Annotated in this window: 10 protein-coding genes; 6 read left to right on the forward strand and 4 right to left on the reverse strand. The window is 54.9% G+C overall.

Features of this window, described 5'->3' with window-relative positions; translation table 11 throughout:
- Window positions 1-7: 7 nt before the first annotated feature.
- The gene (locus EU557_RS00435) at window positions 8-1,522 is read right to left on the reverse strand and encodes a RagB/SusD family nutrient uptake outer membrane protein (protein ID WP_135528456.1); all 1,515 of its coding nucleotides are present in this window, start codon (window positions 1,520-1,522) and stop codon (window positions 8-10) included.
- 65 nt (window positions 1,523-1,587) lie between these two features.
- The gene (locus tag EU557_RS00440; protein ID WP_135528457.1) at window positions 1,588-4,704 is read right to left on the reverse strand and encodes a SusC/RagA family TonB-linked outer membrane protein; all 3,117 of its coding nucleotides are present in this window, start codon (window positions 4,702-4,704) and stop codon (window positions 1,588-1,590) included.
- A gap of 671 nt (window positions 4,705-5,375) precedes the next feature.
- On the opposite strand from EU557_RS00440, the gene EU557_RS00445 reads away from it, so the two are divergent.
- On the forward strand, window positions 5,376-5,798 hold the full coding sequence (locus tag EU557_RS00445; RefSeq protein ID WP_135528458.1) for a response regulator: 423 nt from the start codon (window positions 5,376-5,378) through the stop codon (window positions 5,796-5,798).
- 297 nt (window positions 5,799-6,095) lie between these two features.
- On the opposite strand, the gene galB is transcribed toward EU557_RS00445, so the two are convergent.
- Window positions 6,096-8,534, reverse strand: a complete 2,439-nt coding sequence (gene galB, locus EU557_RS00450) for a beta-galactosidase GalB (protein WP_245326132.1) — start codon at window positions 8,532-8,534, stop codon at window positions 6,096-6,098.
- A gap of 338 nt (window positions 8,535-8,872) precedes the next feature.
- On the opposite strand from galB, the gene EU557_RS00455 reads away from it, so the two are divergent.
- From EU557_RS00455 to EU557_RS00475, 5 genes are all read left to right on the forward strand, one after another.
- Window positions 8,873-9,946: a fasciclin domain-containing protein gene (locus EU557_RS00455; protein WP_135528459.1), complete on the forward strand. Its 1,074-nt coding sequence runs from the start codon at window positions 8,873-8,875 to the stop codon at window positions 9,944-9,946.
- A 165-nt stretch (window positions 9,947-10,111) separates the two neighbouring features.
- The gene (locus tag EU557_RS00460; RefSeq protein ID WP_135528460.1) at window positions 10,112-10,456 is read left to right on the forward strand and encodes an ArsR/SmtB family transcription factor; all 345 of its coding nucleotides are present in this window, start codon (window positions 10,112-10,114) and stop codon (window positions 10,454-10,456) included.
- Between the two features lie 32 nt (window positions 10,457-10,488).
- Window positions 10,489-11,067: an ArsI/CadI family heavy metal resistance metalloenzyme gene (locus EU557_RS00465; protein WP_135528461.1), complete on the forward strand. Its 579-nt coding sequence runs from the start codon at window positions 10,489-10,491 to the stop codon at window positions 11,065-11,067.
- Window positions 11,068-11,118: 51 nt separating this feature from the next.
- Window positions 11,119-11,652: a GNAT family N-acetyltransferase gene (locus tag EU557_RS00470; protein WP_135528462.1), complete on the forward strand. Its 534-nt coding sequence runs from the start codon at window positions 11,119-11,121 to the stop codon at window positions 11,650-11,652.
- A gap of 84 nt (window positions 11,653-11,736) precedes the next feature.
- Window positions 11,737-12,165 (forward strand): arsenate reductase ArsC, encoded by a 429-nt coding sequence (locus EU557_RS00475; protein ID WP_135528463.1) that lies wholly within the window; start codon window positions 11,737-11,739, stop codon window positions 12,163-12,165.
- Window positions 12,166-12,276: 111 nt separating this feature from the next.
- On the opposite strand, the gene dgt is transcribed toward EU557_RS00475, so the two are convergent.
- A complete protein-coding gene (dgt, locus tag EU557_RS00480; protein ID WP_135528464.1) occupies window positions 12,277-13,692 on the reverse strand; it encodes a dGTP triphosphohydrolase in 1,416 nt (471 codons plus the stop codon).
- Between the last annotated feature and the right edge of the window lie 42 nt (window positions 13,693-13,734).

Raw genomic sequence — 13,734 nt, forward strand, 5'->3', positions numbered from 1 at the left:
TTATGACTTAGTAACCTGGATTTTGCTTGATGCTACGGTCAATATCAATGTCAGTCTGTGGAATAGGCAACAGCTTAGATTTGCCCAGCACGAAGCTATTGAAGTCAGCATCACGGGTTTTTAACTCATCTATGCCAGCTTGGTTATCGAGCAATCCATAGCGGTTGATATCGTACCAGCGCATGCCTTCACCTGACAGTTCCGTTACCCGCTCATGGCGAATCTGAGTACGCATCTGAGATTCTGTTAGCGTAGTGGCAATGGGCGTTAGGCCAACTCTGGCGCGCACCTGGTTTACCAGCGGGGCGGCTTCAGCAGGGCGCTTCAGTTCATTGAGGGCTTCTGCCTGCATCAGCAGAATGTCGGCATAGCGGAGTAAACGGATATTGATACCAGAAAAGAAGTTTTCTGTTGTTTTTGTACGGTCATTCTGATACTTGCGCCAGAAGAAGCGGGAGGGGTTCAGATTCAGACCGTTCGGCCCGGTCCCAAAAGGACGAGCGTACACTGTGGGTGTACCCACAGCACTAAATAAGGTAACCTCCCGCCGGGGGTCAACAGCTCCGGTTGTGGTTTTGTCCGTGAATTCGTCAAAAATCCAGCGCCGCGCTTCTACATCGGCGTAGCCGATGCCGGGGGGGCCGAAGAACTGAGCCCGCTCATTACCTTCGCCAGCGCCAGCAAAGTCTTGACCAGGTGTGGTAGATACATCCGAGAACTGGACTTCGAACAATGATTCGCTGTTGTTCTCGTTGGCCATCGTGAAGTTATCGAGGTAGTTAGGAACCAGTGAATACTGGCCCGAGCTGATTATCTCTGCAAATTGTGCCGATGCCTCGGCCCATCTGCGCTGCTGCATGTACACGCGGCCTAGTAGGCCGGCGGCGGCCCCACGGGTAGCATGGCCTTTGTCATTAGCACCGTACGACAGAGGCAGGTCGGGCTTCGCAGCTAACAAGTCTGTAATTACTTGGGCCTGCACTGACTCCACGGTGCCTTGCTGAACGCGAGTAGTGGCATCGGCTACCGTCAGGTTCAGGGGCACGTTGCCGAACGTCATTGACATGTCGTAGTAGCACAGGGCTCGCACAAAAAGGGCTTCGGCCAACAGACGCTTTTTTAGCGTCTCGTCCATAGGAATGGCCGGCACGCGTTCCAGCACCTGATTGCAACGGAAAATTGCCCGGTACATGTCAATCCACATAAAGTAGGTGTACTCGAATGTGGTGTTAGGCTGGATAAAGCGGGTGTACTGAGCCAACTCCACGTAAGGACTTTGGCTGAAGGCTTCATCGGAGCGCGGCACAGTAGCGAAGTGCCAGCGCTGCCCGTACGTGCCAATGACCTGTAGCCCGCCGTACATGCCGGTTACGGCTCGCACAGCATCGTTCTCGGTTTTCCAAAACTGGTCCGTATTCGGTCGGTTAGGGTTTACCTTATCGAGGAGGCCGTTCTCGCAGCCAGTCGCGCCGAGCAACAGGCCGCCCGCCAGCAACAAGGTGGAAATTTTATGGGGTTTCATACGAAGAATGCGAAGAGTGGGAACTGAACCACCGCAGCCCTGGGGCCCGGCGGCGTCAAGAAGAGTTAGAAATTCACCTGCAAACCGCCGGTGTAAGAACGCACGTTGGGGTAGCTGCCGTCATCCACGCCGCGGCCAAAGGCACCAATGCCTGGCGTCTCGGGGTCGAAGCCCGTGTAGTTAGTCAGCGTGAAGACATTGCGGCCCGTTACGTACACCCGCACACTGCCTAAGCCTGGCACGAGGCTGCTTACCGTTTTAGGCAGGGTATAACCAAGTTGAATGTTGCGCAGACGTACGTAGCTGCCATCCTCTACCCAGCGGGTGGTTTGGCGCAGGGTGTTCTGGCCGTTGTTACCGCCGTTCACCAACCGGGGAGTAGTGTTCGAGTGGTTTTGCTCAGTCCAGGGCTCTACATCGCTAAGGAAATTGGTTTGGCCGTCTAGTTGGTCAAGCGAAGCCCGCGTCGAGTTAAAAACGTCATTGCCACTCACGCCTTGAAAGAAGATACTTGCGTCGAAGCCCTTGTAGGCTGCGGTCAGGTTCAGGCCGAACTGGAGCTTGGGGAACGGGTTGCCAACAAAGCGGCGGTCCTTGTCGGTATTGATGATGCCGTCGCCATCTACGTCTTCGTATTTAACGTCGCCAGGCTTGGCAGTAGGCTGAATTACCCGGCCAGCCGCATTTTTATAGTTGTCGATTTCTTCCTGTGACTGGAAAATGCCTAGCATCGGGATCAGAAACAGGCGACTGATAGGCTGACCTACTGTGGTGCGAGTCACGTTCAGGGCACCAGGAATATTGGGCTGCAGCTCTGACAGGGCAAGCACCTCATTTTTAATGGTGGTCAGCGTCAGGTCGGCACCGTAAGTAAAGGCCTTGCGGTTTTCGTGATAGCCCAGCGCAAACTCGAATCCCTTGTTCTGGATTTCGCCCAGGTTGGTGAAGGGGGCAGTATCGAAAATACCCAAATACGTGGGCAGCGGCGGATTAACCAGCGCGTTTTTGGTAGTCGAGATGTAGTAGTCAGCTGACAGGCTCACGCGGCTGTCGAGCACGTCCAAGTCAAAGCCAACGTTCTTGGTGTAGCGTGATTCCCAACGAATGTCCTTGCTTTCCACACCAATCTGGATGGCACCGTTGGTTACTACCTGCCCCGTACCAAAAACGTAGTTCACGTTCTGGTTTACAGTAGCCTGGTAGAGGTATGAGCCGGGCAAGTTGTCATTGCCATTCACGCCGTAGCTGGCCCGTAGCTTCATATTGTTCACGAAAGGCAAGGCGCTCTTGAAGAACTCCTCCTCGCTTAGCCGCCAGCCTACCGAAGCCGCACCAAAGTTGCCGTACTGGCGGGTCCGGTCAAAACGCGACGAGCCGTCGCGACGGAAGCTTCCCGTAATCAGGTAACGGTTTTTAAAATCGTAGTTGGCCTGCGCGAAGTAGGAGCGCTTTGCCCACTCGTCTTCGCCCCCACCTACGGTTGGTGTGGCATTAGTGCTAGCGCTCTGCACAAAATAGTACTGAGGTACTGACTGGAAGCCTGTGGAGCGGGCTGAGGTGTTATCGCCGCGGTAAGCCTGCTCAGAGTAGCCCAGTATGGCATTTATGCCATGCTCGCCAAAACGCTTATTGAAATTGAGGGTATTTTCCACAAGCAGTGTGCTTTGGAAGCCCCGGTTTTCATTTAGGTAAGTCTGGTCTATATCAGGGTCACCTAGACGAATTCGGCCTTCTTTGCGCGCATCTTTGTCGAAGTACAGATGCCCCTCCAAACCTAAGTTTAACCGGTACGAGAGGAAATCCGTGAAGCTGAATTCGGCATTGGCGCTGGCTTGCAGACGCTCGTTGCGCTGGGTACGGGTCAGAATTTCCTGAGCCGCAATAGGGTTGACCGAATAGTTGAATAGCGCCGCGTTACCATAACCATAGCCACTTGTAGTAGAAGGGTCGCGCACAGGTATGCCCGGTAGCATGGTCAGCACGTCCACGAAGGCTACGTTGTTAAGCAGTGTGGTATTGACGTGGGTTAGCAGAGCGCTTTGGCTTAATTTAAGCCGGCCACGCGTCAGTCCCGAATTTAGGCGCAGACTATAACGCTCAAAAGACGGCCCTTTCACTATACCCTCTTGATTAAAGTAACCAGCCGAAATCAAGAAGTTGCTGGCACTCTTGTCACCCTGATTGCCGCCCGAAAAGGAGAGGTTATAGTCTTGTACACGACCAGTCTGGAAGAACTCTTTCTGCCAGTCCGTATCAATAGCATTGGTGAATGTACCTCCGGCTTTGTTGGCACCGGGCAATGGTGGCAAACCTGCATTGGCATAAGCCAGAGCGCTACGGTCAGCCCACTCACTGTGGTTCACCATGTCGTAGCTCCGGTAAATGCTTTCCGTCCCGACATATCCGTTGAAGCTCACCTTGGGCGTGCCAGATACTCCACGTTTAGTAGTAATTACGATAACCCCATTGGCGCCCCGCGAGCCGTACACCGCCGTAGAAGAAGCGTCTTTCAGTACCGTCGTCGATTCAATATCGTTTGGGCTGAGGTCTCGGATGTTGTCCGTCCATAGTCCATCAATCACATATAACGGATTGCTGCCGTTAGAAAAACTTCCGATGCCACGGATAACAATATTTGGCACAGCGCCTGGAGCGCCTGAACCTTCAACTTGCACACCAGGTGTGCGACCCTGAATAGCTTGGGCCAACGTGGGTACGGGCGTCTTATTAGCTTCGCGTACATCTAAGCTACTTACTGAACTGCTCAGGTTCTGGCGGTCCTGGGCTAGATAACCGACTACCACTACTTCAGATAGTGAACGGTTGTCGGGCACCAAGCTAATATTCACCGAAGTACGGCCGCTTACGGGTACGTCCTGCGAGGTGTATCCTACAAAGGAGAAGACGATGGTACCGTTATCGGGCGCCGTTAGAGTGTAGCGACCTTCAATATCCGTTTGGGTACCTGTAGTAGAGCCTTTTACTACTACGTTTACGCCGGGTAGGCCAGCGCCTTTTTCATCTACCACTCTGCCAGAAACTGTGATATCGGGCTGGGCAACTTCAAGGAGTGAAGCAGCGCGTGGTGCGGGGGTAGCCTCTGCCAATACAGACTGGAGAGGCAGGCAGCACATGAGGGCCGGCAGGGTCATCCGGCGCATTTTGGGTATGGGCTTTCTCATGAAAAAATTGTGGGAATTGAGGTGAATTAACACAAACGATTGTGTGATCAGTCAAATGCACAAACGATTGTGTGGAGGATCAAAAAAATTTGAGTTAATGAAAAACGGGCTTTTTCGGCCGCTAGCGCACTTTCTGGGGGAAATGAGTGCCTTAATTGTTCAGCAACTAGCTTGTTAGCTGAGTAAGGTTAATAAAAACGCAACATATAACCAACAAATTATTACAAGTGCTTTTGCGGTTTAAGTCTGAGTTTTAGAGTAGACACCGCGTGTTCTTAAACATAAAATCACCCTTCTCTTTCTAACTTCCCACATTCTGTAGCTCCTTCTACTATACAATACTAAATAGTACTAGGTGTGTGGCTTTGACCGAAACTATTGCTAGGTCCTATACCACTCCTCCTGCTTCTCTCTGTGACTCTAGGCCACCAATTTTAGAGTAGCAGATGTTAAAACGCGTTTAAGTCCGTTATGCTTATAAGGTAAGTAGCTTGAGCTTGCTTTGGTCTTGATACACCAATTACTTCAGTGTAACTACTGCCATGTAAACAGCTGGTTGTAAATCTGTCTTCTAAACAATATTTGTGCAAAATCAACTACTCCTTACTCTTTCAGCGTAGCCTATGTAATCTTCATACTTTCAGCTTATTCCCCCATCCTAGTGCCTCTCTATGCAAAAGCTCCCTTGTATATTATTAGTAGATGATGACCGTACTACCAACTACCTCAATCAGCGGTTACTTGAAAAGCTAGATGTTGCTGAACAGCTGCTGGTAGCGCACAACGGCCAAGAGGCCTTGACTCTGCTCAACAAGCACTGTCACAACCCTACGGCTGATTGCCCGGTGTTGGTGCTGTTGGATATGAAAATGCCCATCATGGACGGCTTTTCCTTTTTAGAGGCCTACAAACAGTTACCAGACACGCAGCAACGAAATATTCTGGTGGTAATGCTGTCCACATCACTACATCCGCAGGATGTGCAGCGCGCCCAAGAACTACCCATCACGGCCTTTCTGAATAAGCCCCTCACCAACGAGAAGGTCCGACAACTTCTTAACCTTCATTACAGCCAAGAGCGCTCTGCTTTATAAGCGTGGTCAGCAGTGCTAGAAATTTGCCTCTTGGGGCGCCCTTGCTAACCATAATTGAACAACCTATCAGTAAGCTCAGCAGAACCTTTTAGTAGCTTACCTGCTCGGCCTAGGCCACCATCAGCATTCACAAAAAAGCCTCTATGGCGCAAGCCCCTTCAGAGTGGGTCTTGCGCCATAGAGGCTTTTGATACGCCGCTAAGTACAGTCCTTACCAATTCACTATCCCTGCCGGCTGGTATTGCCTAGTGATTTATACTGCAGGCAGAATGGCCTTGCAGCAAGAGGTTAGTGATGCTACTTCTGTTTGGCAGGTTGCTCCGTCTTGAGACTGATAACGGCACTCTTTAAGCCCTTGCCCGCCACCTTCAATTGCACTGGGCCAGCTTGGTTGGTGGCTTGCACCAACGCTACAACCTGCCCTTGAAATGCCTGCATTCGGGGCTCATGGAATAGCTCCAGGCTAGCTGCGTTGCCGTTGGCGGCGGCCCGGAATCGGCCAGCGCCGCTTACAGAAAACTGCAGCTGGTTGGAGGCCTCCGGGCAAAGGTTTCCCTGTGCATCCTCTACGCGGGCCGTTACATAGGCCAGGTCGTGTCCGTCGGCGGTCAGGTTTGTGCGGTCGGCTACGAGCTTAATGTGGTGGGGCTTGCCGGCGGTTTTTACTTCCTCTTCTGCCACTGCCTTGCCCTGCGCATCGTAGGCCACTACTTTAATGCTGCCGGGCTCATATTTCACCTCATTCCACATCAGGCGGTAACGCGCCTGGGGGGTGCCAGTCGTTGACTTGGTTTGACGGCCTTGGCTCTTCCCATTCACAAATAGCTCGGCGGAGGGGTAGCTGGTGTAGCAGAATACCGGCGTAGTCTGCCCTTCACGTCCGGGCCAAGTCCAGTGAGGCAACAGGTGAAGCGTGGGCGAAGCGGTGTTCCAGCGTGCACGGTACAGGTAGAACCGATCTTTGGGCATGGTTGCCAGATCCATAATACCGAAGTACGAACTGTGCGAAGGCCACTTCTCGTCGTAGGGCGTGGGCTCGCCCAGGTAGTCGAAGCCTGTCCACACAAACTCACCCAACACGTACGGCAGGTCGTCCTGCACTACAAACTCCTCGTCGGGCGTTTGCGACCAGTTGCAAGCTTCCAGATCATAGGACGACGACTGATTATCGCTGTACTTCTTGTCTTTGGCTACAACTACCGGAAACTTATATACCCCTCGTGAGCTGACGGTAGAAGCCGTTTCGGAGCCCAGCAGAAAGCCTTGGGGTAGCTTGCTGTGCGCCTCTGGGTAGCGGTGGGGCTTGTAGTTGAACCCGGGAATATCCAGCACCGAGGCAAAGTTGTTCTTAATGGCATCGTCGATGCGGTCCATGCCGGCGGTTACGGGACGCGAAGGGTCTTCGCGGTGCACGATGTCCTGCAGTTGCTTGGCCAGTTTGTTGCCACCGGGCATACTCTGGTCGGGCACCTCATTACCAATGCTCCACATAATAACCGATGGATGATTTCGGTCTCGCTGCACCATATTCACCAAGTCTTTTTCAGCCCACTGATCAAAGTACTGGCTGTACCCGTTTTTCACCTTGGGTGTCTTCCACTCGTCAAACGACTCTACCATCAGCATAAAGCCCATTTCATCGCACAGGCTTACCAGCTCCGGCGCGGGCATGTTGTGGGTAGTCCGGATAGCATCACAGCCCATTTCCTTCAGAAGCGTGAGCTGCCGGCGGAGGGCCGCCACGTTGATAGCCGCCCCCAAAGGCCCTAAATCGTGGTGGTTACATACCCCTTTAAACTTGCGTAGCTGCCCATTCAGGGAGAAGCCTTTGGTGGCATCGAACCGGAAGGAACGGATGCCGAAGCGGGTGCTGTACTCATCGCGCAGCTCCTCCCCGGCATACAGCTTGGAGTAGGCGGTGTACAGCACCGGCGTTTCTGGCGACCACAGCTTCGGTGCTTTCACCACCAGGTTTTGCTCAAACTCTTGCCCACCGGTAGCAGCCAATGGTGTAGTTACGGTAGCAACCACCTGTCCGGCGGCATCGTGTATTTCCGTCTGAAGTCGTAGCGGGGCGGTGGCAGCGGTTGCCGCTTCGACCTTGGTTTTTAATCGCACTTTAGCGTACTCCGTGTTGATTTCGGGCGTGGTGAGGTACGTTCCCCACACCGGTATATGCACGTCGTTGGTCACAATCAGATGCACGTTGCGGTAGAGGCCCGCCCCAGGATACCAGCGCGACGACTCAGCCTGATTTTGCAGGCGCACGGCCAGCGTATTATTACCGCCGGCCTGCAGAAAGGAAGTAATATCAAAGGAAAACGAATTGTAGCCATAAGGCCACGAGCCTACTTCGCGGCCGTTCACGAAAACGTGCGCATTGCTCATTGCCCCGTCAAAGAGTAGCACGGCCCGCTTGCCAGCCCCAAACCCCGGCACAGATAAGGTGCGCCGGTACCAGCCAGTGCCAATGAAGGGAAGCCCGCCCGTGCGCCCAGCCTTCAGGGTAGCCTTCTGCTCATTGTTTTGCTCAATCTTGACGGCCTGCAGATCATTATTCCCATCAAATGGCCCGTAAATGGCCCAGTCGTGAGGGATGGTAACCTTCTGCCACCCGGCATCTTTGAAGTTTGGCTTAGCGGCATCGGGCACATCGCCCTTCATGAATCGCCAATCGGTGTCCAGCACGTACTCCTGGCGGACTTGCGCCACTGTCAGCCGGCTGGTCAATAGCATGAGCAGAAGGAAAAGTGGGGTAACCTGGGCCCGCATAAGCTTGCAACAGCGTGTAATCATGAAGCGTGGAAGAGGCTGGCAACGCCAGACAGGAGGTGAACAATGTGGGCCCTGCAACGACAAGGCAACGGCGAAAGCTACTGGATCAGGGCTGAAACACCTAGCAATACCATACCTACGGCATTCCAGGGCTTCAAGCCGGACGTAGTATTTCAGCTTGCACCAACAGGCCTACAGGATTTATAGGACGCAGAATTACTGGTTTTTGAGGATTGCGGCCAGCTCGTGGGAGGAACACCTTTGCAGAGTCTTCAACACCAGTATTTTTCTCCTTGGTTATGCCACTACTCCACCGCGTTCCTGGCTTGTTCTTACTCTGGCTGACTGGCCTAGCCTTCCTAACTGCCTGCTCTAAAGAACCTGCGGATACTCCCGAACCTACCCCTGGCCTAGAAAAGGTTTTGCGCGAGCAGGCCGACTACACCACCTTGGTAGCGGCCCTCACCAAAACTGACTTGCTGCCTGCCCTGCGCAGTGCGAAGCCACTGACTCTGCTAGCGCCCACTAACGCAGCATTCGCCGAGTTGCAGGGTACTCCCTACACGTCGGCTCCCAGTATTGAGGCTCTTACGGACGCCCACCAGGTTGCCGAGCTGCGCGAACTGTTGTTATACCACATGCTTCCCGACCAATTACTGAGCAGCCTGAAAGTATTTGAAGACAAACCCTTCACAACCTTGGCTGCTGCTAGAGGCCGCAACACCACTCAGCTTTACATAGAGTCTTGGGATACGCGCTACTATATCAATGGCTACCTCACCGCCCAAACAATTAGCCCAGGCGAAAGCACTGACGGCGGAGTAGTGTACTCTATAAACCATGTGTTGCGCCCTCCTACCCTGACGGTAGCTGACTTTTTGCAAAATAAGGCGGCCCAACCTAGTTCCGGCTATACCCTATTTTGGCAGGCTTTGCAGCGCCCGGCTGCTAGTGGCCTACGCACGCAACTGGCCGATGCCAGTCTCCAATACACTGTGTTGCTCCCCACTGATGCTGGCCTACTGCAAACCCTGCGCTTCCTTAACCCAACCTGGACCGATCTAGCACAAGTTCCGGACGCTCAGCTCCTGGCTCTAGTACAATTGCATGTGCTCCCCCAGCACCTCACCTCGTTTGGCATGCTAGGAGCCGACAAACCTTTTCCCACCCTGGCTGGCACTTCTTGGCCTCAGTCACTCACCTTCAAGGGCAGTATTTCGCTTGCTACTATCCCTCCGACGCATAACCTCCATGTTGCTACTTACGCGCAGTTTACTAGTGTTCCTGAAGATCAACAGCCACGCATTACCGACCTTGATATACTAGCCACAAATGGCGTGGTGCATCTGGTAGATGCAGCGGTGAAGCCATAAGTAACCTGTTACGAGTTCTAAGAGGCACTTCCCTGCAGCCTCTGCGAAGCGGTGTCTTTGCAGAGCCTGCAGGGAAGTTTTCAGTTGACATGACTAGATAAATACCTGCGTAGTATACAAGCGAAACAATATGACGCATATTTACGACATACTTCATAGAGCTTTATGACCTACGCCAAAACCAGCGCGTTTACGGAAGAGCAACAGCAGCTAGCCCGCGTGGCTAAAGCCCTAGCACACCCAGCTCGCGTGGCTATTATTCAGCTGCTGGCCTCTAAAACCACGTGTATCTCCGGCGACATTGCCGCTGAGCTTCCCCTCTCCCGTACTACCGTCTCGCAGCACCTGCAAGAATTAAAGGCGCTGGACCTGATCAGGGGAGAAATTGACGGCCTGACCGTTTGCTACTGCCTCAATACCGAGCTGCTGCGGCAGGTACATCAGCAATTCACAGCTTTCTTTCTAGAGGCCTCTTCCACTGCGTGCGCACCTGGCGACGCTTGCTGCTAACTCATCCTTATCACCCATAAGCCAACTGCCTAATGGAAACTCCAGTTTTTCCCCGGATGCACGTTTCCCTGTACGTGTCTGACCTTACTGCTACGGTTAATTTCTACACGGCTTTTTTTGGCCAGCCCGCCGTGAAAGTTAAGCGTGGGTACGCCAAGTATGTGCTTGATAACCCCTCACTCATCATCTCCTTCGTGGAGAACCCCGAGCGGGTAGCCAGCAACTTTGGCCACTTGGGGTTTCAGGTTGAAACCGTGGCCGAAATGGAGCAGCGCCTGGAGCAAGCTCGCAAGAGTGGCCTAGTGGCCCGCGAGGAAATGGGCACCAGCTGCTGTTACGCCAAGCAGGACAAGTTTTGGGTAAATGACCCGGACGGGGTAGAATGGGAGGTGTACTACTTCCATGAAGACGCGGAGTTCAACGACCCACGCTACCAGCAAGAGTACGACCAGGCCGGTAGCAGCCAGTGCTGCATTGCTCCTGCCAAAGCTGGAACTGCTGATGAGGCGGCCGAAATGCTAACCACCGCCCCCATGGCCTTTACGCTAGTAGAAGCTACGCCAGCCACGGCCCCAGTGGCTGCCTGCACGCCGGGCGGCGGGTGCTGCTAATTTTAGGTATCCGTAGGCCATAGTCAACGTCAATTTTCCTCCCTCTTCTTCATGGAACTGCAACCCTTGCTTGCTGCGCACTGGCCTGAAGTGCGTGCTATTTATGAGGAAGGCATTGCTACCGGCAATGCCACCTTCACTACCGAAGCGCCCACCTGGGATGAATGGGACCGAGGTCACCTCCAGCACAGCCGCTTAGTTGCGGCTGACGCCACTGGCTTGGTGCTGGGCTGGGCGGCCCTGTCGCCGGTATCAGGCCGCTGCGTGTACGGCGGGGTGGCCGAGATAAGTGTGTATGTGGGCGCCGCCGCCCGCGGGCAAGGGGTAGGCCATCAACTGCTGGCAGCCCTCATCACGGAGTCAGAAGCCAATGGCATCTGGACCCTGCAGGCCGGCATCTTCCCTGAAAATACCGCCAGCCTTGGTATCCACGTTAAGGCCGGGTTCCGGGAGGTGGGCCGCCGCGAACGAATCGGCCAGCTACACGGCGTATGGCGCGATACGGTGCTGCTTGAACGCCGCAGCGCCGTGGTGGGCAACAAGCTTACTGCAGCACCAGCCGCTTCTGAGCATGCCAGCCACTGATGTTTTCATGCTATTCGCAGCGGCCGTTGCCTAACGCACACTTTCGGGCTTGTACCAGAGCTTCTGTTTAACTCTCTCGCACGTATGTCGGACAAAAAAAACGTGCTGGTGCTGTGCACTGGCAACTCCTGCCGCAGCCAACTGATGCATGGCTACTTAGAGCAGCTCCTCACTAGCAAGGCCATGGTATATAGTGCCGGCGTGGAAACCCACGGTGTGAACCCTAAAGCCATTCAGGTGATGCAGGAAGATGGCGTTGACATTTCGCACCACACCAGCAACCACGTAGATGAATACGCCCAAGTGCCATTTAGCTACGTCATTACCGTTTGCGACAACGCCCGCGAAGCCTGCCCGGTGTTTCCCTCCTCGGCGGTACAGCTGCACCACAACTTTCCTGATCCGGCCAAAGCTACCGGCACTCAAGATGAGGTTCTAGGCCAGTTCCGCAGCGTCCGCAACCAAGTGAAAGACTACGCGCAGAAGTTTGCCCAGCAGTATTTCAGCAATTAACAAAACGGGCCACTCCGAGCGGCGCGAGAAATCTAAATTAGCCTCTAGGCCACTATCCAGATTTCCCGCGCCGCTCGGAGTGGCCCGTTTTGTTGTTTTTAGAGCTACTACTTAATAGCCTCTTGGCAATTCAATGCCCCGAATGTTGCGGAACAGACTGAGGGCGTTCTGGTCGGTGAGGCCGCCGATGTAGTCGGTGAGTAGGATGATTTGCTCGTAGGCAGAAACCTCCTCCTGGTGGCCTAGCGCCCGAAACTGCTCCGGCAGTAGCTGCAGCAGTTTGCGGGAACGGGGGTCGCTGTAGGGGTCGAAGGTGGCGTGCAGCAGGGCATCGAGCAGACCGGCCAGCACTTCGAAGCCGGCGGCCTCGGTTTCCAGCACCGGGCGGCTCCGGTACAAGTGGTCGAGGGTGAGCTGATGCACGCGTTCTAGCTGCTCCCAGCAATCGAGCTGGCGCACCAGGGGCTCATCGGAGCGGCCGCGCAGCAGATCGTCGGAGCGGTCGGCGAAGAGGCGGGCAGTTTGCTGCACGAGCCGGTTGATGAGGCGGGCCCGCAGGTAGCCGAGCTCCTCCCGCCAGTCGCGCCACTCCACGGAGCCGCGCCGGTCGGGGGCATCGCCCAGCATGTCGCGCAGGAGCTGCAAACCCTCCTGGCATGGTATCAGGCCCAGCTTCAGCCCGTCTTCAAAGTCAATGATGCGGAAGCAGATATCATCCGCCGCTTCTACCAGGAATGCCAGCGGGTGCCGGTGAAAGAACCCACCCGTATCAGTACCGGGCGGCTTGGGCAATAGGCCTAGCTCGCGGGCTACTTCCTGAAACCGGGCTGCCTCCGTCTGGAAGTAGCCGTATTTTTTCTCGCTGGTGCCGCGCGTCAGGCTGGCTTCTTCTACCACCGATGGCCGCGGGTACTTGGTAAATGCGCCCAACGTGGCGTAGGTGAGACCTAGGCCTGCCGAGCCGCTGCTGTGGGCCGCGTACGTATGCGTCAGAATCCGGAAACCGGAGGCATTGCCCTCAAACTGTTGCAGATCGGCGCGCTGAGCGGCATTCAATACCCGCACGAAGGGCTCGGCGGCAGAGCTGCGGAAATATGCCGAAATAGCGTCCTCGCCGCTGTGGCCGAAGGGTGGGTTGCCAATATCATGGGCTAGGCACGCGGCCGCCACAATGTCGCCGAAGTCACTATCGAGGTGCGGAAGGGTTTTAGCCAGGCCCTCGGTTTCTTCTAAGAGCAGACGACCGCCCAGCCGGCCTAGGGAGCGGCCCACGCAGGCCGTTTCCAGGGAGTGCGTGAGGCGGGTGTGCACGAAATCCATTTCCGGCAGGGGCATCACCTGCGTTTTGCGCTGCATTCGGCGGAACGCGGAGCTAAACACCACCCGGTCATAGTCGGCCACGAAGGCCCCGCGTACGGGCGGCGCATCGGTCACCACATGTAGTTGGGGCTGGTCGGGGTAGCGGCGGCGGCTCAGGAGCCGCTCCCACGTCATGCCAGGCGCGTCGGAGCTGGTTAGGTGCATCATCAGTGGCCTAAGGTACAAGGCCGCGGCAAATCAGACGATGCT

Source organism: Hymenobacter wooponensis, assembly GCF_004745865.1.
Classification (GTDB): domain Bacteria; phylum Bacteroidota; class Bacteroidia; order Cytophagales; family Hymenobacteraceae; genus Hymenobacter; species Hymenobacter wooponensis.